Origin of the sequence: Enterobacter cloacae complex sp. 2022EL-00981, assembly GCF_028737495.1 — a bacterium.
GTDB classification, from domain to species: domain Bacteria; phylum Pseudomonadota; class Gammaproteobacteria; order Enterobacterales; family Enterobacteriaceae; genus Enterobacter; species Enterobacter cloacae.
Map to the genome: position 1 here is coordinate 1 of NZ_JAQZRK010000029.1, position 20147 is coordinate 20147.

The 20147-nt window shown below is 54.7% G+C and carries 21 protein-coding genes; 12 read left to right on the forward strand and 9 right to left on the reverse strand.

The window, feature by feature from the left end:
• Nucleotides 1-289 precede the first annotated feature (289 nt).
• From PUZ33_RS19970 to yfcG, 4 genes are all read right to left on the reverse strand, one after another.
• Nucleotides 290-799 (reverse strand): GNAT family N-acetyltransferase, encoded by a 510-nt coding sequence (locus PUZ33_RS19970; protein WP_058680702.1) that lies wholly within the window; start codon nt 797-799, stop codon nt 290-292.
• A gap of 44 nt (nt 800-843) precedes the next feature.
• Nucleotides 844-1737, reverse strand: coding sequence for a TIGR01777 family oxidoreductase (locus PUZ33_RS19975; RefSeq protein ID WP_013098128.1), 894 nt, complete (start codon nt 1735-1737; stop codon nt 844-846).
• A 13-nt stretch (nt 1738-1750) separates the two neighbouring features.
• Complete coding sequence (gene folX, locus PUZ33_RS19980; RefSeq protein ID WP_013098127.1) at nt 1751-2119, reverse strand: dihydroneopterin triphosphate 2'-epimerase; 369 nt, start codon at nt 2117-2119, stop codon at nt 1751-1753.
• Nucleotides 2120-2194: 75 nt separating this feature from the next.
• The gene (gene yfcG, locus PUZ33_RS19985; protein WP_023621684.1) at nt 2195-2824 is read right to left on the reverse strand and encodes a GSH-dependent disulfide bond oxidoreductase; all 630 of its coding nucleotides are present in this window, start codon (nt 2822-2824) and stop codon (nt 2195-2197) included.
• Between the two features lie 140 nt (nt 2825-2964).
• Here yfcG and yfcF point away from each other — a divergent pair, with 140 nt between their 5' ends.
• Genes yfcF through yfcD form a run of 3 tightly spaced genes read left to right on the forward strand, consistent with a single transcriptional unit; the run spans nt 2965 to nt 4827 of the window.
• The gene (gene yfcF, locus PUZ33_RS19990) at nt 2965-3609 is read left to right on the forward strand and encodes a glutathione transferase (RefSeq protein WP_058680703.1); all 645 of its coding nucleotides are present in this window, start codon (nt 2965-2967) and stop codon (nt 3607-3609) included.
• A 56-nt stretch (nt 3610-3665) separates the two neighbouring features.
• Complete coding sequence (yfcE, locus tag PUZ33_RS19995; protein ID WP_058680704.1) at nt 3666-4217, forward strand: phosphodiesterase; 552 nt, start codon at nt 3666-3668, stop codon at nt 4215-4217.
• A gap of 55 nt (nt 4218-4272) precedes the next feature.
• Nucleotides 4273-4827 carry an NUDIX hydrolase YfcD gene (yfcD, locus tag PUZ33_RS20000; protein WP_013098123.1) on the forward strand — a complete coding sequence of 185 codons (555 nt, stop codon included), beginning with the start codon at nt 4273-4275 and terminating at the stop codon, nt 4825-4827.
• Nucleotides 4828-4830: 3 nt separating this feature from the next.
• Here yfcD and PUZ33_RS20005 read toward each other — a convergent pair whose 3' ends face one another.
• On the reverse strand, nt 4831-5850 hold the full coding sequence (locus PUZ33_RS20005; RefSeq protein WP_013098122.1) for a LacI family DNA-binding transcriptional regulator: 1020 nt from the start codon (nt 5848-5850) through the stop codon (nt 4831-4833).
• A gap of 235 nt (nt 5851-6085) precedes the next feature.
• On the opposite strand from PUZ33_RS20005, the gene PUZ33_RS20010 reads away from it, so the two are divergent.
• The 5 genes from PUZ33_RS20010 to PUZ33_RS20030 all read left to right on the forward strand — a co-directional run bounded on the left by PUZ33_RS20010 (nt 6086) and on the right by PUZ33_RS20030 (nt 10069).
• Nucleotides 6086-6529, forward strand: a complete 444-nt coding sequence (locus tag PUZ33_RS20010; RefSeq protein WP_058680705.1) for a PTS sugar transporter subunit IIA — start codon at nt 6086-6088, stop codon at nt 6527-6529.
• Between the two features lie 81 nt (nt 6530-6610).
• The gene (locus tag PUZ33_RS20015; protein WP_013098120.1) at nt 6611-6883 is read left to right on the forward strand and encodes a PTS sugar transporter subunit IIB; all 273 of its coding nucleotides are present in this window, start codon (nt 6611-6613) and stop codon (nt 6881-6883) included.
• Nucleotides 6884-6904: 21 nt separating this feature from the next.
• Complete coding sequence (locus PUZ33_RS20020; protein ID WP_023622509.1) at nt 6905-8296, forward strand: PTS ascorbate transporter subunit IIC; 1392 nt, start codon at nt 6905-6907, stop codon at nt 8294-8296.
• The gene (locus PUZ33_RS20025) at nt 8293-9123 is read left to right on the forward strand and encodes a transketolase (RefSeq protein WP_029881737.1); all 831 of its coding nucleotides are present in this window, start codon (nt 8293-8295) and stop codon (nt 9121-9123) included. The genes PUZ33_RS20020 and PUZ33_RS20025 overlap by 4 nt, the downstream gene beginning before the upstream one ends.
• Nucleotides 9116-10069: a transketolase family protein gene (locus PUZ33_RS20030; protein WP_013098117.1), complete on the forward strand. Its 954-nt coding sequence runs from the start codon at nt 9116-9118 to the stop codon at nt 10067-10069. The genes PUZ33_RS20025 and PUZ33_RS20030 overlap by 8 nt, the downstream gene beginning before the upstream one ends.
• Before the next feature lie 111 nt (nt 10070-10180).
• On the opposite strand, the gene pta is transcribed toward PUZ33_RS20030, so the two are convergent.
• Nucleotides 10181-12322 carry a phosphate acetyltransferase gene (gene pta, locus PUZ33_RS20035; protein WP_013098116.1) on the reverse strand — a complete coding sequence of 714 codons (2142 nt, stop codon included), beginning with the start codon at nt 12320-12322 and terminating at the stop codon, nt 10181-10183.
• A gap of 76 nt (nt 12323-12398) precedes the next feature.
• Nucleotides 12399-13601, reverse strand: a complete 1203-nt coding sequence (gene ackA / locus PUZ33_RS20040; protein ID WP_058680706.1) for an acetate kinase — start codon at nt 13599-13601, stop codon at nt 12399-12401.
• A 336-nt stretch (nt 13602-13937) separates the two neighbouring features.
• Between ackA and yfbV the strand changes: the two genes are divergently transcribed.
• From yfbV to PUZ33_RS20060, 4 genes are all read left to right on the forward strand, one after another.
• Complete coding sequence (yfbV, locus tag PUZ33_RS20045) at nt 13938-14393, forward strand: terminus macrodomain insulation protein YfbV (protein WP_020690637.1); 456 nt, start codon at nt 13938-13940, stop codon at nt 14391-14393.
• A 92-nt stretch (nt 14394-14485) separates the two neighbouring features.
• Nucleotides 14486-14980 (forward strand): YfbU family protein, encoded by a 495-nt coding sequence (locus tag PUZ33_RS20050; protein ID WP_058680707.1) that lies wholly within the window; start codon nt 14486-14488, stop codon nt 14978-14980.
• A gap of 11 nt (nt 14981-14991) precedes the next feature.
• Complete coding sequence (locus tag PUZ33_RS20055) at nt 14992-15651, forward strand: sugar phosphatase (RefSeq protein ID WP_040022372.1); 660 nt, start codon at nt 14992-14994, stop codon at nt 15649-15651.
• Between the two features lie 75 nt (nt 15652-15726).
• The gene (locus tag PUZ33_RS20060) at nt 15727-17559 is read left to right on the forward strand and encodes an SLC13 family permease (RefSeq protein WP_020690639.1); all 1833 of its coding nucleotides are present in this window, start codon (nt 15727-15729) and stop codon (nt 17557-17559) included.
• Between the two features lie 53 nt (nt 17560-17612).
• On the opposite strand, the gene yfbR is transcribed toward PUZ33_RS20060, so the two are convergent.
• Both yfbR and alaA read right to left on the reverse strand, forming a co-directional pair.
• Entirely contained in the window at nt 17613-18212 is a 600-nt protein-coding gene (yfbR, locus tag PUZ33_RS20065) for a 5'-deoxynucleotidase (RefSeq protein ID WP_013098110.1), read from the reverse strand.
• 117 nt (nt 18213-18329) lie between these two features.
• Nucleotides 18330-19544, reverse strand: coding sequence for an alanine transaminase AlaA (alaA, locus tag PUZ33_RS20070; RefSeq protein WP_013098109.1), 1215 nt, complete (start codon nt 19542-19544; stop codon nt 18330-18332).
• Between the last annotated feature and the right edge of the window lie 603 nt (nt 19545-20147).

The following is a 20147-nucleotide window of genomic DNA, read 5'->3' on the forward strand; positions in this document are numbered from 1 at the left end:
AAGACGCGGAGAAAAATTTCTGGCAGACTGTCTGTAAAGGCACGATGAGGTCTCTTCTGATTTGTTAGCGCAACCAGTAGATCACACTTCATCGTGCTTTTCATTTTTCTGGGGAACCCTCAGCCCTCAAGGGAGAGGGGGTCCTCCGTGCAGGCATTATTTTGTGGGGAACCCTCAGCCCCGTGGGAGAGGGCCGCGGTGCAGCCCAATCGCCCGGTGGCGCTTCGCTTACCGGGCCTACAGGCTGGGTTTTCTCCCTCTCCTGTGGGAGAGGGCCGGGGTGAGGGCATCAGACCGTACCGCACTCCAGCCGATACACCCAGTCGTCATACCGTACGCCGTCAATCTCGTACGCCTTCTCCAGCACCTGCGTACGCACAAACCCCGCTTTCTCCAGTACCCGCACCGACCCGCCGTTGTCCGCCAGTACGTAGGCGTTAATCGCTTTCACGCCGGTCTGGTTAAACGCATATTCACATACCGCCCGCAACGCCTCACTGGCGATACCTTTCCCCTGTGCAGCAGGCACAACCGTATAGCCAATATCCGCCTCTTCACGATTCTCTGGGCTGATATGCAGGCCGATATCGCCCAGTGGCGTGTCATCATCATGAAAACGAATCACAAAAACGTGCGCCGCCGTTAAGCGCGCAGCAAATACGCGCCGGGTCTCTTTTTCCGGCGCGATGGCGGCCATGTAACGCATGATATTGCGATCTTCCCGCAACGAGCGGAAGAAGGCCCAGTCAGTGGGTTCGAAAGGGGTGAGGTGAAGCCGGGGTGTGGTGATGGTTGCCATTGTTACGCCATTTCATCGGGACATGGCGTACAAATGTAACATATTCATCCCACCACATCCCTCAACGCCTCTTCTAAGTCATACCAGCGAAACGCAAACCCGGCCGCTTCCAGCCGTTTAGGCAGCGCGCGCTGCCCGCCCAGCACCAGCACGGACGCTTCACCCATCATCAGGCGAATCACGGTTGCGGGCACGCGCAAAATCGCCGGGCGATGCAGAGCATGGCCCAGCGCGTGGGCAAACTGCTCGTTACGCACCGGGTACGGCGCAACCATATTGAACGGCCCACGCAGATCGTTATCCAGCAGCCAGAGAATACCGTTGACCATATCGTCGATGTGGATCCACGGCAGATACTGACGACCATTACCGATGGGGCCGCCCAGTCCGAGCCGGAACGGAGGAAGCATTTTCGCCAGAATGCCGCCTTTCGGCGCGAGAACGACGCCGGTACGCAGCAGGCACACGCGGGTATTATCGCTCTGGGCAGCACAGGCAATACGTTCCCACTGGGCGCAGAGCTTATGGGTAAACTCGTTGTGCGGCGGCTCTTCTTCGGTCACGACCACCTCACCGAGATCGCCGTAATAGCCTACCGCAGAACCGGAAATCAGTACCGATGGCGGGGTATGGCTGTTACGGATCAGCTCGACCAGCTTTTCGGTGATGTTCCAGCGGCTGCTGCATAACAGCTGTTTTTGCTCTTCCGTCCAGCGTTTGTCGGCGATAGGTTCACCGGCCAGGTTGATGACGGCGTCAAAACCGTCCAGATTCTGCCGGTCAGCCAGATTTTTCCAGATGTCGATACCGGCACCCAGCACCTGGCGCGCTTTCTCAGGGCTGCGCGTTACCACGGTAATGTCGTGATGTAACGCCTGCAGGCGCGCAATGAGATGACGCCCAATCAGGCCTGTACCGCCGGTCAGCAGAATCTTCATACAACCTCCAGGTTTACGCCCGGCGCTGCCAGCTTAACGTCATGGAGACGGAGTCGGCATAACGCAGGGCGTGAAGTTTATCGATCTCTACTTCAGCATAAGTGACCCAGTGATGTTCGCGTGCGATGTCGAGCACATCCTGAGTTAATTTTTCCAGCAGAGAGAAGCGGTTATTTTCCACGTACTGAATGATGCTTTTCGTAATCGTGCGATAGTTCAGCGCGTCATTGATATCTTCACTGCCTCTCGCCTTGTCTGCCGGATAGTGGATAACCACATTAATCACGATATCCTGACGGTTGGCGATCTCCTCGTCTTTGATACCGATAAAAGTACGTAAGCGTAAATTTTTTATACGAATAATAGCGTCATGCTGCGACATTGCAGGTCTTCTCCGTGTCAGTATTTCCTCCCCATAATACATGAGAGCCTGACACGCGCCCAACCGGGCGCAGGCCTAAATCTCCTGGATTTTTTTCATCGCCCGCTCGGTCGCCGGGCGGGTGCGGATACGTTCAAACCAGTTGTTAACCGCCGGGTAAGAGGCTAAATCAATACGGTGACGTTCATGGGTATTCACCCACGGCCAGCAGGCGATATCGGCGATACTGTAATGATCGCCCCCGAGCCACGGTGATTTTTCCAGCCGACGGTTCAGTACGCCGTACAGCCGCTGCGTTTCCACCTGATAGCGCTCTATCGCATACGGGATGGGTTGTGGCGCGTAAGCGGTAAAGTGGTGGTTCTGCCCCAGCATCGGGCCCAGGCCGCTTGTCTGCCAGAACAGCCACTGTAGCGTGTGGTGACGCTCGCGCAGTTCCCCGCTCAGCAGTTTGCCGGTCTTCTCCGCCAGATAGAGCAAAATCTCCCCGGATTCAAACAGGCTCAACGGTTTGCCGCCATCGGCTGGCAGGTTATCGATGATGGCCGGGATTTTGTTGTTCGGTGAGATGGCCAGAAAGAGAGGCCTGAACTGATCGCCTTTGCTGATATCCACGCGGATGATCCTGTATTCCAGCTCGGCTTCTTCAAGAAAGAGGGTGATCTTATGGCCGTTTGGAGTAGGGGCGTAATAAAGGTCGATCATTCTCAACTCCTGTCAGTGTGAAGTGTAATGCCATGACCAATCAGTATAGGTGGTTGTGCAAAATCGTGAGTTTTCATCAAGTGACAGCGGCGTAAAGAGACTATATGTTGAGGGAATACCGATCAGCCGATGAGGATGTTATGAACCAGCCTGTAATCACGTTGTGGTCCGATGCCCAATTCTTTTCACCCTATGTCATGAGCGTGTACGTGGCGCTGGCGGAAAAAGGGCTGTCATTTAGCCTGAAAACCGTTGATCTGGACGGCGGTGAACACCTGAAACCGCAGTGGCAGGGTTACGATCTGACCCGGCGCGTGCCGGTACTGGACATTGATGGTTTCGCCCTGAGCGAATCGTCGGCGATCGATGAATACCTGGAAGATCGGTTCGCGCCACCAGAGTGGGAGCGTATTTATCCTCACGATCTGCAAAAGCGGGCCCGGGCACGGCAAATCCAGGCGTGGCTACGCAGCGATTTGGTGCCGATTCGCGTTGAACGCTCCACGGATGCGGTATTTGCGGGTGTGAAAAAGCCCGCCCTGAGTACTGAGGGGGCGCAGAGCGCGCAAAAGCTGATTGACACCGCCACCTCGCTGCTGGCCCACGGTAACCCGAACCTGTTTGGCGAATGGTGTATTGCCGATACCGACCTGGCGCTGATGCTGAACCGCTTGATCCTTAACGGCGATGACGTCCCCCAGCTGCTGGTGGATTACGCCACTTTCCAGTGGCAACGTGCGTCGGTGCAGCGCTATGTGGCACTCTCCGCTAAGCGCGTCGGCTGATAAGCCCTGGCGCTTAAGGTATGATAAGGGCAGTCTGTTTTTCTGAGGAGTGACTGATGAAACTGATGTTTGCGTCGGATATCCATGGATCGCTGCCCGCGACCGAGCGCGTTCTTTCCCTGTTCGCACAAAGTGGGGCGCAGTGGCTGGTTATTCTGGGTGACGTGTTGAACCATGGCCCACGTAACGCATTGCCGGAAGGCTATGCCCCTGCGCAGGTGGCGGAAAAACTCAACCCGTATGCCTCGCGCATTATCGCCGTGCGCGGTAACTGCGACAGCGAAGTGGATCAGATGCTGCTGCACTTCCCCATGACCTCCCCGTGGCAACAGGTGCTGCTGGAAAAATGCCGTCTGTTCCTCACCCATGGTCATCTTTTTAGCCCGGATAATCTCCCGGCGCTGGCCGCTGGCGATGTCCTGGTTTACGGCCATACTCATATTCCGGTAGCAGAAAAACGCGGGGAGATTTATCACTTCAACCCAGGTTCGGTCAGCATCCCGAAAGGCGGATACCCGGCGAGCTATGGCATGCTTGATGAGCATACGTTAAGCGTTATCGCACTTAATGATCAGCAAGTTATTGCACAGGTAGCGATTAATCCGTAAGTTACACCTCAACTGTAAACGCGCCGTAAGAGCGCTTAGACGAGAAGGTTTCCCGATGGTGGAGCAGAGTCATTTGGCAAGTACAGAGTGGGTTGACATTGTCAACGAAGAGAATGAAGTGATCGCGCAGGCCAGCCGCGAACAAATGCGCGCTGAACGCCTGCGTCATCGTGCGACGTATATTGTTGTTCATGACGGCATGGGCAAAATTTTGGTTCAACGCCGCACGGACACCAAAGATTTTCTCCCTGGTATGCTGGATGCCACTGCGGGCGGTGTCGTTCAGGCGGATGAGGTCCTGCTGGATTCCGCACGCCGTGAAGCGGAAGAAGAGCTAGGCATTGCGGGCGTACCGTTTGCCGAGCATGGACAGTTCTATTTTGAAGACGAACATTGCCGTGTCTGGGGCGGGCTGTTTAGCTGCGTTTCCCACGGGCCGTTCGCCCTGCAGGAAGAAGAAGTAAGCGAAGTGAGCTGGATGACGCCGGAAGAGATCACCGCGCGTTGTGACGAGTTCACGCCGGATTCGTTAAAAGCGCTGGCGCTGTGGATGACCCGCAACGCCAAAAACGAATCGACCAAATCTGAGAAAGAAGAAGAGGCCGAATAAGCTTTAGCAGCTCTCCCTCAGACACAGACTGGATGCGATGGGTTTCTGATCGCGCCAGTCTCCGTCATTCAGACGTTCCAGCAATGCACGTCCCGCTTCAATACCAATCTTACGATGGGGTACTGCCATCGTCGTCAGCGGCGGCTGACAGACACGGCTGACGTCGCTGTCGCCAAACCCGACCACGGCCAAATCGTCCGGCACCTTGATCCGCCTGCGCTGGCACTCGTACAGCGCGCCACAGGCCAGTTCATCTGAGACGCAAACCAGCGCATCCAGCTCCGGCCACGCCAGCAGAAATTCAGGAAGTTGTGCGGCCCCCGTCGAAAAGCTCGGCGGCATGGCGGCGTTAATCACCCGGTTAGGCGACATATGGTGGCGCAGCATCGCTTTGTACCAGCCCTGCAAATGCTGCTGGAAAATCCACTGCTCCTGGTTGGCACACAGCAGGCCGATGTTCTGGTAGCCGCGTTTGATGACCATTTCCGTAAGTTCATACATGGCCGCGACGTTATCAATCCCGATATTCATATCGATAGGATCGGCGCGCATGGCGCCCATCTCCATCACCGGAATCGAGGCGTTTTTTAGCCAGTGACGCACGGTGTCAGTATGTTCGACGCTGAGCAAAATCGCTGCGGCGATATTTGACGCCAGCAGCGTTTCCAGCAATTTCTCTTCCTGTTCAAGACGATGCTGGGATTCGGCCAGCATGATCTGATAGCCGGCGGGCTGTAACACCTGCTGGAGCCCGGCGAACATTTCGGAACAACCGGCTTCGGAAAGATTGGGGACGACCATCGCAATCGTCCATGACGAGGCCGAAGCCAGCGCACTGGCTGCAAGATTGGGCATATAGCCTAACTCTTGTACCGCGGCTTCTATTTTTTCTCGCAGTTTATCGGAAACCTGTTCAGGCGTGCGGAGAGCACGGGACACGGTCATTGTGCCCACACCGGCAAGCTGTGCGACATCGGCAAGTGTCACTTTACCGGTACTGCGCCGTTTTCGGGTTAGAGACATACACCTTCCTGCTGACAGGACGCCACTCATTTCATCCTTCGCTTCACGTGACAGGCAGTATACGCCTTAAATCCCTTTTTTTGCTGTGATTTCGCGCCAGGATGTTAATTTGATAGCGCTATCACACTTCTGAATGTTAGATCTTGGTAGCGCTATCTTTGTGATCCCGATCGCAGCCAATTCGTTATGCGTTGAATAAAGTTTGTTCATCTTTAGCGCGATGTCGGGAGGGAAAATGCTCAAAAAGTGGATATATGATACAACCATCACGCTGCAGGATAGCGTTGAGAGTTGGCCGCAGGCGCTGGAGATATGCGCGAAACCGTTGCTGGAGCTGCAGGTCATTGCGCCGGAATACGTGACGGCCATCATTGAGCAGCACCACATTTTAGGACCCTATTATGTGCTGGCACCAGGGCTGGCCATGCCGCATGCGCGGCCGGAAGAGGGGGCAAAAGGACTGGGCCTCTCGTTATTAAAACTCAGGAAGGGCGTTTCATTCGGTGCAGGCGAATTTGATCCCGTCGATGTGATCGTTATGCTGGCAGCACCGGATAAACACAGCCATATCGAAATGATCTCCGCGCTGGCTGAATTATTTTCAAGCGATGAGGATATGGCGGAATTACATCAGGCGAATATCCTGGAGGAAATAAAAACGATAATCGACCGCTTCTGATTTAATTATTTAATCCGACTCGTCACACACATTACGCGCAAGCGTGATGGGACATACTCTACGCAAAAAAAGGGGACAACAATGAAAATCATGGCTATATGCGGTTCTGGCCTGGGCAGTAGTTTTATGGTCGAAATGAATATTAAAAAAGTGCTTAAGAAGCTGGACATTGACGCCGAGGTTGAGCACTCCGATCTCTCTTCAGCCACCCCCGGGGCGGCCGATCTTTTCGTGATGGCGAAAGATATTGCCTCCAGCGCCAGCGTGCCGGAAAACCAGCTGGTGGTGATCAACAACATCATCGATATCAACGAACTTGAAGCGCAGCTGCGTGCCTGGTTCGAAAGACAATAACCCTGATAAGGCGAGGTGGATATGTTTATCCTTGAAACGCTGAATTTCGTTGTCGATATTTTAAAAGTCCCTTCCGTGCTGGTGGGCCTGATTGCCTTAATTGGTCTCGTTGCGCAGAAAAAAGCCTTTTCTGACGTTGTAAAAGGGACCATTAAAACTATTCTCGGGTTTATTGTGCTGGGCGGTGGCGCCACCGTGCTGGTGGGGTCATTAAATCCATTAGGCGGTATGTTTGAACACGCCTTTAATATTCAGGGCATTATTCCCAATAATGAAGCGATTGTTTCCATTGCGCTGGAGAAATATGGGGCCTCGACTGCGCTGATTATGGCGTTTGGGATGGTGGCCAATATTCTCGTCGCCCGCTTTACCCGTCTGAAGTATATCTTCCTGACCGGACACCACACGTTCTACATGGCGTGCATGATTGGGGTGATCCTCACGGTTGCGGGCTTTGAAGGGGTAGGGCTGGTCTTTACGGGGTCGCTGATCCTCGGGCTGGTCATGGCCTTCTTCCCGGCGATTGCGCAGCGTTACATGAAGCGCATTACTGGCAACGATGATATTGCTTTCGGCCATTTCGGCACCCTGGGCTACGTGCTGTCCGGCTGGATTGGCAGCAAGGTCGGAAAAGGTTCACGTTCAACCGAAGAGATGAACCTGCCGAAGAACCTGAGCTTCCTGCGTGACAGCTCGATCTCCATCTCTCTGACCATGATGATTATCTACCTGATCATGGCGGTGAGCGCCGGGCGTGAATACGTCGAGGCGACCTTCAGCGGCGGTCAGAACTACCTGGTCTACGCCATTATCATGGCAATCACCTTCGCCGCTGGGGTGTTCATCATCCTGCAGGGTGTACGCCTGATTCTGGCAGAAATCGTCCCGGCCTTTACCGGCTTTTCAGAAAAACTGGTGCCCAATGCGCGTCCGGCCCTGGACTGCCCGGTGGTCTATCCGTATGCGCCCAACGCGGTGCTGATTGGCTTCCTGTTCAGCTTCCTCGGGGGGATTGTGGGGTTAATTATCTGCGGCCAGTTTAACTGGGTGCTGATCCTGCCGGGCGTGGTGCCGCACTTCTTCACCGGCGCAACCGCGGGCGTGTTTGGTAACGCCACCGGTGGACGTCGCGGGGCAATGATTGGCGCCTTTGCCAACGGGCTCTTAATCACCTTCCTGCCGGTGCTGCTGCTGCCTGTACTGGGAGCCATTGGCTTTGCCAATACCACTTTCTCGGACGCTGATTTCGGCGCCGTCGGGATTGTGCTTGGCAACCTGGCGCGCTTCCTGTCACCACTGGCCATCACCGGGCTTGTCGTTGCGTTGTTCGCGCTGCTGGTGGCGTACAACGTGTTCGCGAAAAACAAATCTGCGGGTGGTAATGCGCAGGAAAACACCGGAGCCAAATCATGAACGAGAATGAGATAACCGAACTCGCGCGTCAAATTCGACTCGAGACCCTGAAATCGCTGACGCAGCTGGGATTTGGTCACTACGGCGGCAGTATGTCGGTCGTCGAAACGCTGGCCGTACTGTACGGTGCGGTAATGAAAATTGACCCGGCAGACCCGGACTGGCCAGAACGAGACTACTTTGTCCTGTCGAAGGGCCATGCGGGACCGGCCCTGTACAGTACGCTGGCGATTAAGGGCTATTTCCCGATGGAAGAGCTGAGCACGCTTAACCAGAACGGCACACGCCTGCCAAGCCATCCGGACCGGCTAAAAACACGCGGTGTGGATGCCACGACCGGTTCGCTTGGCCAGGGGATCTCCATCGCGGGCGGCATGGCGCTGTCGCACAAGCTGGCCGGGCGGTCAAATCGGGTCTTTTGCATCGTCGGTGACGGCGAGCTGAACGAAGGGCAGTGCTGGGAAGCGTTCCAGTTTATTGCCCACCATCGTCTTAACAACCTGACGGTGTTTGTGGACTGGAATAAACAACAGCTTGATGGCGAGCTGGATGAGATCATCTGCGCGTTCGATCTGGAAGGGAAATTCCGCGCCTTTGGTTTTGACGTGGTGACGGTGAAAGGAGATGACATCCCGGCACTGCTGAAGGTCACCGCACCGGTTCCGCCAGCGGATGCGCGTCCGCGGGTGGTGATCCTCGACAGCATCAAAGGACAGGGAGTGGCGTATCTGGAACAGCTGGGTAACTCGCACCATCTGCGATTGACCCCGGAGAGCAAAGCGGCCCTCGACGAGGCGATCCGCCAGCTGGAGGTAACTCATGATTAAGGTTGCACCTGCAGGACAGAAAGATGCCATAGAGATGCGTAAGATCTACGCGGGCTTTGTGGCAAAACAGATTGAAGCCGGGAGCGAGATCATCGCCCTGGAAGCGGATCTGATGAGCTCAATGGCGATGGACGGCGTGGCGCGCGATTATCCGCAACATGTGATCAACTGCGGCATTATGGAGGCCAACGTGATCGGTACCGCGGCCGGGCTGTCACTCACCGGCCGCAAGCCGTTTGTTCATACCTTTACCGCGTTTGCCAGCCGTCGCTGCTTCGACCAGCTGTTTATGTCCCTGGACTACCAGCGAAATAACGTGAAGGTTATTGCCTCGGATGCGGGCGTGACGGCCTGCCACAACGGCGGGACGCATATGTCGTTCGAGGATATGGGCATTGTGCGCGGTCTGGCGCATTCGGTAGTGCTGGAGGTGACTGACGCGGTGATGTTTGAAGACATACTGCGCCAGCTTATCGACCTCGACGGGTTCTACTGGGTACGTACTATCCGTAAGCAGGCGCCAAGCGTGTATGCCCCGGGTTCAACGTTTACCATCGGCAAAGGCAATGTCCTGCGCGAAGGAAGCGACATTACCCTGATTGCCAACGGCATTATGGTGGCCGAAGCGCTGGAAGCGGCCCGTCAGCTTGAGCAGGAGGGCGTTAGCGCGGCAGTGATAGACATGTTTACCCTGAAGCCCATCGACCGGATGCTGGTGAAAAACTACGCCGAGAAAACCGGGCGGATCGTGACCTGCGAAAACCATAGCATTCACAACGGGCTGGGCTCGGCGGTGGCGGAAGTGCTGGTGGAGACCTGCCCGGTGCCGATGCGTCGCGTGGGGGTGAAGGAGCGTTACGGCCAGGTAGGGACGCAGGACTTCCTGCAGAAGGAGTATGGCCTGACGGCGCATGACATTGTTTCAGCGGCGCGAGAGCTGCTGTAAATAAAAAAGGCGACCGTGGGGTCGCCTTTTTGTTGCCCGGTGGCGCTAGCGCTTACCGGGCCTACGGTCCTGTAGGCCGGATAAGCGAAGCGCCATCCGGCAAGACCTTATTTACTGCTGCTGCGAAGACTGGATCGCCGTCAGTGCGATGGTGTAGACGATATCGTCTACCAGCGCGCCACGGGACAGGTCGTTCACAGGTTTGCGCATACCCTGCAGCATAGGCCCGATGGAGATCAGGTCTGCTGAACGCTGTACCGCTTTGTAGGTGGTGTTACCGGTGTTCAGATCCGGGAAGATGAACACGGTAGCGCGACCTGCAACCGGGGAGTTTGGCGCTTTGGATTTCGCAACGTCAGCCATAACTGCGGCATCGTACTGCAGCGGGCCGTCGATCATCAGATCAGGGCGTTTTTCCTGTGCAATACGGGTCGCTTCACGCACTTTCTCTACGTCGCTACCTGCACCAGAGGTACCGGTGGAGTAGGAGAGCATCGCGACGCGTGGTTCGATACCGAAGGCAATCGCGGAGTCCGCGGACTGGATTGCGATTTCAGCCAGCTGCTCTGCGGTTGGATCCGGGTTGATCGCACAGTCGCCGTAAACGTAAACCTGTTCAGGCAGCAGCATGAAGAACACGGAGGAAACCAGAGAGCTGCCTGGAGCCGTTTTGATCAGCTGCAGCGGTGGACGGATGGTGTTCGCGGTAGTGTGAACCGCACCGGATACCAGGCCGTCAACTTCGTCCTGCTCCAGCATCAGCGTACCCAGCACCACGTTGTCTTCCAGCTGCTCACGCGCAACGGCTTCGGTCATGCCTTTGTTCTTACGCAGTTCGACCAGACGGGCAACGTAGCTTTCGCGAACCACTTCTGGATCAACGATTTCGATGCCAGCACCCAGCTCAACACCCTGGGATGCCGCAACGCGGTTAATCTCATCCGGGTTACCCAGCAGCACACAGGTCGCGATGCCGCGCTCTGCACAGATAGCTGCCGCTTTCACGGTACGTGGTTCGTCGCCTTCTGGCAGAACAACACGTTTGCCCGCTTTACGCGCCAGCTCGGTCAGCTGGTAACGGAAGGCCGGAGGAGACAGACGACGGCTGCGCTCGGAGGTCGCGGTCAGGGATTCGATCCAGTCTGCGTTGATGTAGCTTGCAACGTATTCCTGAACTTTCTCGATACGCTCGTGGTCATCAACCGGCACTTCCAGGTTGAAGCTCTGCAGGCTCAGGGAGGTCTGCCAGGTGTTGGTATTAACCATGAATACCGGCAGGCCAGTCGCGAACGCGCGTTCGCACAGTTTGCTGACGCGTGGATCCATCTCGTAAGCACCGGTCAGCAGGATAGCGCCGATTTCTACGCCATTCATCGCGGCCAGGCAGGCAGCAACCAGCACGTCTGGACGGTCTGCGGAGGTTACCAGCAGGGAACCTGCACGGAAGTGCTCCAGCATGTGCGGAATGCTGCGGGCGCAGAAGGTCACGGATTTCACGCGGCGGGTATTGATGTCGCCTTCGTTGATCACGGTGGCGTTCAGGTGGCGCGCCATATCGATGGCACGGGTGGCAATCAGATCGAAGCTCCACGGCACCGCGCCCAGAACCGGCAGCGGGCTGGATTCCTGCAGTTTAGCCGGGTCAACTTTAATGACTTTCGCTTTGGAAGAGTCGTCGAAGATCTCGGACAGGTCAGGACGCGTACGGCCCTGCTCATCCACAGGCGCATTCAGTTTGTTGACAATTACGCCCGTGATGTTGGTGTTTTTAGTACCACCGAAGCTGCTGCGGGTCAGTTCGATACGCTCTTTCAGCTGCTCTGGGGTATCTGTGCCCTGAGACATCACAAAGACGATCTCGGCGTTCAGGGTTTTCGCAATTTCGAAGTTCAGCGACTGGGCAAACTGGTGTTTGCGGGTCGGAACCAGGCCTTCAACCAGCACCACTTCCGCGTCTTTTGTATTGGCGTGGTAGTTGGCGATGATCTCTTCCATCAGCACGTCTTTCTGGTTGCTGGAGAGCAGAGATTCAACGTGGTTCATCTTCAGCGGTTCGGCCGCTGGCAGATTGGAGTTCTTACGAACGATGGTGGTGGTCTGGTCTGGCGCATCGCCACCGGCACGTGGCTGGGCGATTGGCTTAAAGACGCTCAGACGAACGCCTTTGCGTTCCATAGCACGGATCACGCCAAGGCTGACGCTGGTCAGGCCGACGCTGGTTCCGGTAGGGATCAGCATAATAGTACGGGACACGGTTTATCCTCTTTCGTTACCGCCTGATTGTGGCGGGTGACAAAACAGCACCGCCAGCAGAGCTGGCGGTGTGGAATCAAGCAGTCAGACGGTGCGCGTCTTGCGCGATGACCAGCTCTTCGTTTGTTGGGATAACGAGAGCAGGGCGGGTGCCTTCTTTGTTGATGAAGCCAGACTTGCCGAAGCGGGCAGCCAGGTTACGCTCGTGATCAACCTCAAAGCCCAGAACGCCCAGTTTGCCCAGGGACAGTTCGCGAACCATTGCCGCGTTCTCACCGATACCACCGGTGAAGACAACAGCGTCAAGACGGCCATCCATCAGCGCAGTGTAAGAGCCGATGTATTTCGCCAGACGGTGGCAGTAAACGTCCATTGCACGTTTAGCGTCTTCTTTCTCTGCGTAGTTGTCTTCAACGTAACGGCAGTCGCTGGTGACTTCGGTCAGACCCAGCAGGCCAGACTCTTTGGTCAGCATTTTGTTGATCTGGTCAACGCTCATGCCCAGGGTGTCGTGCAGGTGGAAGATGATCGCCGGGTCGATGTCACCGGAACGCGTACCCATCACCAGACCTTCCAGCGGGGTCAGACCCATGGAGGTATCAACACATTTACCGTTGCGGATTGCAGAAACGGAACCACCGTTGCCCAGGTGGCAGGTGATGATGTTCACTTCTTCAACCTGTTTGTTCAGCACTTTTGCCGCTTCCTGAGTCACATAGAAGTGGCTGGTGCCGTGCGCGCCATAGCGACGAACACCGTGCTCTTTGTAGAGGCTGTATGGCAGGGCATAGAGGTAAGACTCTTCCGGCATGGTCTGATGGAACGCGGTGTCAAACACGGCCACGTTTTTGTCTTTCAGATTCGGGAAGGATTTCAGCGCTTCAGCGATACCGATCAGGTGTGCCGGGTTGTGCAGCGGTGCAAAAGATGCAGAGTCTTTGATGCCCTGGATAACAGAGTCGTCAATCACGACGGAACTGGTGTATTTCTCGCCACCATGGACGATACGGTGACCAATCGCAGTCAGCTGAGCAGACAGTTCTGGTTTTTGTGCCAGAATAGTGTTAACGATAAAGTTCAGCGCTTCACTGTGAGCGGCGCCTGCACCTAAAGCCGCTTCTTGTTTGCTGCCGTCCATCTTCCACTTGATACGTGCTTCAGGCAGATGGAAACATTCGGCCAAACCAGAGAGGTACTCGTCACCGTTGAGCGCATCGATGATGGCGAATTTCAGTGAGGAGCTACCGCAGTTCAGAACCAGTACTAACTTACTCGACATGGAAGTACCTATAATTGATACGTGGCTAAAAAAACGTCAAAGAGTCTAAAAGCGTAACGCATGCTGACCCAGACATTTATGATTAACATCATGCCAAACGAACATTCTGGCAGGATGGAAGAAATACCTATGATTTTAAGCCATTTTGAACATTTTTCAGACAATGGCATAATATGCGATAATTTGACGAGTTAACGATTCTCGTCTACGGCCCTATCAGGCTGGCACAGGATACCCGATACGGGGTAGTGATGACAAAATATTTTGAACGTTGTCATAGCTTGTTGTGGTTTTGCACGAAAATTTTAATTTTTATATGTGAAGTTGAGGTATGCCATGTCGACACCTGAGATCCCGTCCGTGAATTTTTTTAGTCTGTTTCGTCGGGGACAGCATTACGCGAAGACGTGGCCGATGGAAAAACGCCTTGCGCCCATGTTCATTGAGAATCGCACAATCCGCGCCACGCGCTACGCGATTCGCTTCATGCCTCCTGTCGCTATTTTTACCCTCTGCTGGCAAATTGCGCTGGGCGGACAGCTCGGCCCTGCCGTGGCGACGGCGCTTTTTGCGTTGAGCCTGCCGATGCAGGGGCTGTGGTGGTTAGGTAAGCGTTCAATCACACCTCTGCCGCCTTCTATTTTACACTGGTTTTATGACGTTCGCGGGAAACTGGAAGAAGCCGGTCAGGCACTCGCTCCGGTTGAAGGCAAGCCCGATTATCAGGCGCTGGCTGACACGCTTAAGCGAGCTTTTAAGCAACTTGATAAAACATTCCTCGATGATTTGTGATTGATCATCGAAACGACTAATAAAAGAAGGCACAGTAACACACCGTTACCGTGTCTTTTTTTTCAAGTGCCATGCGCTACAGGAGTCGAAAGATGGAAATGACCCATGCTCAACGTCTGATTTTGTCCAACCAGTACAAAATGATGACTATGCTTGATCCCGATAACGCTGAGCGCTACAGCCGCCTGCAGACTATCGTCGAACGCGGCTTTGGTTTGCAGATGCGTGAACTGGACCGCGAGTTTGGCGAGCTGAAAGAAGAAACCTGCCGCATCGTGATCGACATTATGGAGATGTACCACGCGCTTCACGTGTCCTGGACCAACCTGAAAGATCAGCAGTCCATTGATGAGCGCCGCGTCACTTTCTTAGGCTTTGATGCCGCAACGGAAGCGCGCTATCTGAGCTATGTCCGCTTTATGGTGAATACAGAAGGGCGTTATACGCACTTTGATGCGGGCTCCCACGGCTTTAACGCGCAGACCCCTATGTGGGAAAAATACCAGCGCATGCTGAGCGCATGGCACGCCTGCCCGCGCCAGTACCACTTAAGCAGCAACGAAATTCAACAAATCATTAATGCCTGACGGAGGTGCGTGTGCAGTGTAGAGGTTTTCTGTTTGATCTGGACGGTACGCTGGTGGATTCGCTACCGGTTGTAGAGCGTTCATGGTGCCATTGGGCGGACAGACATGGCATCGACCATCAGGACGTGCTGAATTTTATCCACGGCAAACAGGCCATAACCTCGCTCCGCCATTTTCTGGCGGGACGCTCTGAGGACGAAATTCAGGCAGAGTTTAAATATCTGGAACACATTGAAGCCACTGATACGGACGGCATTACTGCGTTACCCGGTGCTCGTGAACTGCTTGAGCATTTGAATGAAGCGCAAATTCCGTGGGCCATTGTCACCTCCGGCTCGGTTCCCGTGGCTCACGCTCGTCATAAGGCGGCGGGTTTACCCACGCCGGACGTGTTCATTACCGCTGAGCGCGTAAAACGCGGCAAACCGGAACCTGATGCCTTTTTGCTGGGTGCAGAACTGCTGGGCATCCCCCCGGCGGAGTGCGTGGTGGTGGAAGATGCGGCAGCGGGCGTGCTGGCCGGATTGAACGCCGGCAGCCACGTTATTGCCGTCAACGTTCCGGCCGATTCTCCCCGTCTGGACGAGGCGGACTTTGTGCTCAATACGCTGACCGCGCTTGATATCGCTAAGGCGCCAGACGGTATTGTAACCGTCTCGCTAAAAATGTAATCCCATGATTTAGCCCCACGCTGCTGGGGCTTTTTTATGGCACAATTTCGCATCTCTCTCTGACAAGGACATGTTGTGAACGGTGAACTGATTTGGGTGCTCAGCCTGCTTTTAATCGCCATCATTCTGTTTGCTACAGGCAAAGTGCGCATGGATGCCGTCGCTTTGTTTGTTATCGTTGCGTTTGCGCTGAGCGGTACGCTCACGCTGCCGGAAGCCTTCTCGGGGTTTAGCGATCCCAACGTCATTCTGATTGCCGCGCTGTTTATTATCGGCGACGGGCTGGTGCGCACTGGCGTGGCGACACTCGTGGGGGCATGGCTGGTGAGGGTGGCCGGCAACAGCGAAACCAAAATGCTGATCTACCTCATGCTTACGGTCGCCGGGCTGGGAGCCTTTATGAGCTCGACGGGCGTCGTTGCCATCTTTATCCCGGTGGTGTTGAGCGTCTCCATGCGGATGCAAACCTCACCGTCGCGCCTGATGATGCCCCTGAGCTTTGCCGGGCTCATCAGCGGTATGATGACCCTGGTGGCCACGCCGCCAAACCTGGTGGTCAACAGCGAGCTGATACGTGAAGGGCTGGAGGGCTTTAGCTTCTTCAGCGTCACCCCGCTTGGGCTGGTCATTTTGTTGATGGGTGTGGTGTATATGCTGCTGACTCGCTTCGCCCTGAAAGGCGAGAAGCAGGACAAAACTAAAGATGGCTGGAAACGACGCACCTTCCGCGATCTGATCAAAGAGTACCGTCTGGCCGGCCGCGCCCGCCGTCTGGCTATTCGCCCCGGTTCGCCAATGGTTGGCCAGCGCCTGGATGACCTGAAGCTGCGCGAGCGGTATGGCGCGAACGTGATCGGCGTAGAGCGCTGGCGTCGCTTTCGCCGGGTCATCGTCAACGTGAACGGGGTGTCCGAATTCCGGGCGCGTGACGTTCTGCTGATCGATATGTCCACCGCAGAGGTCGATCTGCGTGAGTTTTGCAGCGAGCAGCTGCTGGAGCCGATGGTGCTACGCGGAGAGTATTTCTCCGACCAGGCGCTGGATGTGGGTATGGCGGAAGTGTCGCTGATCCCGGAATCGGAATTGTTGGGCAAAACCGTGCGTGAAATGGGGTTCCGTACCCGCTACGGTCTTAATGTCGTCGGCCTGAAGCGTGATGGTGTGGCGATGGAAGGGGCCGTGGTGGATGAGCCCATCCTGCTGGGCGATATTTTTCTCGTGGTGGGTAACTGGAAGCTTATCAGCCAGCTCGGCCAAAAAGGCCGCGATTTTGTGGTACTCAACATGCCCGTTGAGGAGAGCGATGCCTCTCCGGCCCACAGCCAGGCGCCTCACGCCATTTTTTGTCTGGTGCTGATGGTGGCACTAATGCTCACCGACGAGATCCCGAACCCGGTGGCGGCGATTATTGCCTGCCTGTTAATGGGCAAGTTTCGCTGTATTGATGCCGAGAGCGCCTATAAAGCAATTCACTGGCCAAGCATCATTTTGATTGTCGGGATGATGCCATTCGCCCTTGCCCTGCAAAAAACCGGTGGGGTGGATTTAGTGGTTAAAGGGCTCATGGACATCGGCGGGGGATACGGTCCGTATATGATGATGGTGTGCCTGTTCGTGATGTGCGCCACGATAGGGCTGTTCATTTCCAATACCGCCACGGCGGTGCTGATGGCGCCCATTGCACTGGCGATGGCGAAATCGATGGGCGTGTCGCCGTACCCCTTTGCAATGATGGTGGCGATGGCGGCCTCTGCGGCGTTTATGACGCCGGTCTCTTCGCCGGTTAACACGCTGGTACTGGGGCCGGGGAATTACCGCTTTAGCGATTTCGTGAAGATTGGCGTACCGTTCACCATACTGGTGATGCTGGTATGTGTGGTGCTGATTCCGGTGTTATTCCCGTTTTAGCGTGAGCGCAGAAACGTTGGCCGGGTAAGGCGAAGCCGCCACCCGGCGAAAAATTACAACGGAGAATCCTGGCTGATCTCATCCAGCGATAAATGGAAGCTCGGCACAAACACCTGCATAAAATAATCCATCTCTTCGCTGCGGCGGGATTCCAGCGTCTTCTCCAGACGCGTTTTGGCCAGTAAAAATTCGTTATTCCCCGCGGACAACTCTTCCAGACATTTCAGATAGGCACACAGCGCGTCCGCCTGCTTCACCAGTGACTTTTCCTCTTCCGTATACTGATGTTCGTCAATCAGCGGCTCAAAGACGTCGCGTAGCTCTTCCGGGACCATCTCAATCAGTTTCTGCTGGGCAATCTTCTCAATGGCCTTATATTCCTGTGCAATCTGCGAATTGAAGTATTTCACCGGCGTGGGGAGATCCCCGGTCAGCACTTCTGACGCATCGTGATACATCGCCAGCAGCGCGATACGTTCCGCATTGACCTGACCGTTGAATTTGCGGTTTTTAATGGCCGCAAGGGCATGCGCGACCATTGCAACCTGCAGACTATGTTCTGAGACATTTTCGGTGCGCACATTGCGCATCAAAGGCCAGCGGTTGATGAGTTTCAGGCGGGAGAGGTGGGCAAAAAAATGACTCTGACTCATAGGTTACCTTTTGTCTTCACTGCGACAGACTTCATTGTGCGGGGAGGGGAGGGAAGATGCAAATTTGCGGATTTTGAAGGCCGGGTTAGCGCAGCGCCACCCGGCAGAATGCTTGTGTTACTGGTGGTAGCCGGAGAGGAACCGCCCGAAGCGGCTGATGGCCATTTCGAGGTCGTCTTCGCGCGGCAACGTCACGATACGAACGTGATCCGGCCATGGCCAGTTAAAGGCCGTGCCCTGAACCAGCAGCACTTTTTCTTGCAGCAGGAAATCAAGCACCATTTTTTGGTCATCGTGAATGTTGAAGCGCTTCGCGTCGATTTTCGGGAACATGTAAAGCGCACCGTTAGGCTTCACGCATGAGACGCCAGGGATGTCGTTGATCAGCTCCCAGGCGCGGTTACGCTGTTCGTACAGGCGGCCGCCGGGCACGATGAACTCGCTGATGCTCTGATAACCGCCCAGCGCCGTCTGGATCGCGTGCTGGGCCGGAACGTTGGCACACAAACGCATGGAAGCCAGCATCTCCAGCCCTTCAATGTAACCTTTCGCATGTTTTTTCGGACCGTTCAGGACCATCCAGCCCTGGCGGAAACCGGCCACACGGTAAGTTTTAGACAGGCCGTTAAAGGTGACGGTCAGCAGGTCTGGCGCCAGCGCGGCGATAGAGTGGTGCTGCGCGGCGTCATACAGGATCTTGTCGTAAATTTCATCAGCGAAGATGATGAGGTTATGTTGACGGGCGATCTCCACGATCTCCATCAGCAGCGCTTTAGAGTAGACGGCACCCGTCGGGTTGTTCGGGTTAATAATCACGATGCCGCGCGTACGCGGGGTGATTTTTGCACGAATATCATCGAGGTCCGGGAACCAGTCAGAGGATTCGTCGCAGAGATAGTGCACCGCCTTACCGCTTGAGAGTGATACGGCCGCCGTCCACAGCGGGTAATCCGGGGCGGGTACCAGCATTTCGTCGCCGCTGTTCAGCAATGCCTGCATGGCCTGCACGATCAGCTCAGAGACGCCGTTGCCGATATAAATATCCTCAACGGTAACGTCACGCATACCGCGTGCCTGGTAGTGCTGCATAATGGCTTTGCGTGCGGAGTAGAGTCCTTTTGAATCACAATAGCCTTGTGCAGTAGGCAGGTTGCGGATCACATCAACCAGGATTTCATCCGGCGCTTCAAAACCAAACGGCGCAGGGTTACCAATGTTGAGTTTCAGAACCTTATTGCCTTCTTCTTCCAGGCGTTTTGCCTCTTTGAGAACCGGGCCACGGATGTCGTAACAGACGTTATCTAGCTTGCTGGATTTTTCGATAGGGGACATGAACCTTTAACCTTTTCGCTATTATTGCCGCTCCCTGCCGTGGAAGTCAGCACGGAACAATGTACTCCCCCCTCGCTTCGTTTTGAAGGGTAAACAGAAGAAGATTTTGTGCAATAGAAAAAATTCTGTTGAATCTCTTTCGCTGCCTGCGTTGAAATTTTCTGGTCTAAAGTTATGCATGAAAGCACTTTATTAGGTTAAATGTGCTGTTAATTTTAATCTTTGTTGCATATTGTGCTATTAAAAATAAAATAGCGGCCAGGGTTAAGGCGGAAGTTTACCTGAGTGACTTTTCGTAAAATCTGAGTGCTTCAATAGATCACGCTGTAATAGTAGGCTTTGGTTAAAAGTTGCTCATGTGAAATTAATGTTAAGTGTTATTAATGATTGGCCTTAATCTAAATTAAAATTTATTTATTATTAACCTACAAAATGCAACTTTAGTTAATTTTAATAAAATTAGTTTAGAAGCCTAACAACAACCTTTAATCCTGAATATTGCGATAAGACTTATAAATAAAGTGGATTTGAGTTAAGATGTCTTTAAGGAAAGCAGAGGAAAGACGTATGTGATTTGTATATCTTGCCCTGATTTTCTGAATT

What these genes read in the sequence shown, in the direction of transcription:
- yfbV (WP_020690637.1), top strand. Translation starts at nt 13,938, where the DNA reads ATGTCGACACCTGAGATCCCGTCCGTGAATTTTTTTAGTCTGTTTCGT.
- PUZ33_RS19970 (WP_058680702.1), bottom strand. Translation starts at nt 799, where the DNA reads ATGGCAACCATCACCACACCCCGGCTTCACCTCACCCCTTTCGAACCC.
- yfcD (WP_013098123.1), top strand. Translation starts at nt 4,273, where the DNA reads ATGGTGGAGCAGAGTCATTTGGCAAGTACAGAGTGGGTTGACATTGTC.
- yfbR (WP_013098110.1), bottom strand. Translation starts at nt 18,212, where the DNA reads ATGAGTCAGAGTCATTTTTTTGCCCACCTCTCCCGCCTGAAACTCATC.
- yfcF (WP_058680703.1), top strand. Translation starts at nt 2,965, where the DNA reads ATGAACCAGCCTGTAATCACGTTGTGGTCCGATGCCCAATTCTTTTCA.
- alaA (WP_013098109.1), bottom strand. Translation starts at nt 19,544, where the DNA reads ATGTCCCCTATCGAAAAATCCAGCAAGCTAGATAACGTCTGTTACGAC.
- PUZ33_RS20050 (WP_058680707.1), top strand. Translation starts at nt 14,486, where the DNA reads ATGGAAATGACCCATGCTCAACGTCTGATTTTGTCCAACCAGTACAAA.
- yfcG (WP_023621684.1), bottom strand. Translation starts at nt 2,824, where the DNA reads ATGATCGACCTTTATTACGCCCCTACTCCAAACGGCCATAAGATCACC.
- PUZ33_RS20020 (WP_023622509.1), top strand. Translation starts at nt 6,905, where the DNA reads ATGTTTATCCTTGAAACGCTGAATTTCGTTGTCGATATTTTAAAAGTC.
- PUZ33_RS20005 (WP_013098122.1), bottom strand. Translation starts at nt 5,850, where the DNA reads ATGTCTCTAACCCGAAAACGGCGCAGTACCGGTAAAGTGACACTTGCC.
- yfcE (WP_058680704.1), top strand. Translation starts at nt 3,666, where the DNA reads ATGAAACTGATGTTTGCGTCGGATATCCATGGATCGCTGCCCGCGACC.
- PUZ33_RS20015 (WP_013098120.1), top strand. Translation starts at nt 6,611, where the DNA reads ATGAAAATCATGGCTATATGCGGTTCTGGCCTGGGCAGTAGTTTTATG.
- PUZ33_RS20025 (WP_029881737.1), top strand. Translation starts at nt 8,293, where the DNA reads ATGAACGAGAATGAGATAACCGAACTCGCGCGTCAAATTCGACTCGAG.
- PUZ33_RS20010 (WP_058680705.1), top strand. Translation starts at nt 6,086, where the DNA reads ATGCTCAAAAAGTGGATATATGATACAACCATCACGCTGCAGGATAGC.
- folX (WP_013098127.1), bottom strand. Translation starts at nt 2,119, where the DNA reads ATGTCGCAGCATGACGCTATTATTCGTATAAAAAATTTACGCTTACGT.
- PUZ33_RS19975 (WP_013098128.1), bottom strand. Translation starts at nt 1,737, where the DNA reads ATGAAGATTCTGCTGACCGGCGGTACAGGCCTGATTGGGCGTCATCTC.
- PUZ33_RS20030 (WP_013098117.1), top strand. Translation starts at nt 9,116, where the DNA reads ATGATTAAGGTTGCACCTGCAGGACAGAAAGATGCCATAGAGATGCGT.
- ackA (WP_058680706.1), bottom strand. Translation starts at nt 13,601, where the DNA reads ATGTCGAGTAAGTTAGTACTGGTTCTGAACTGCGGTAGCTCCTCACTG.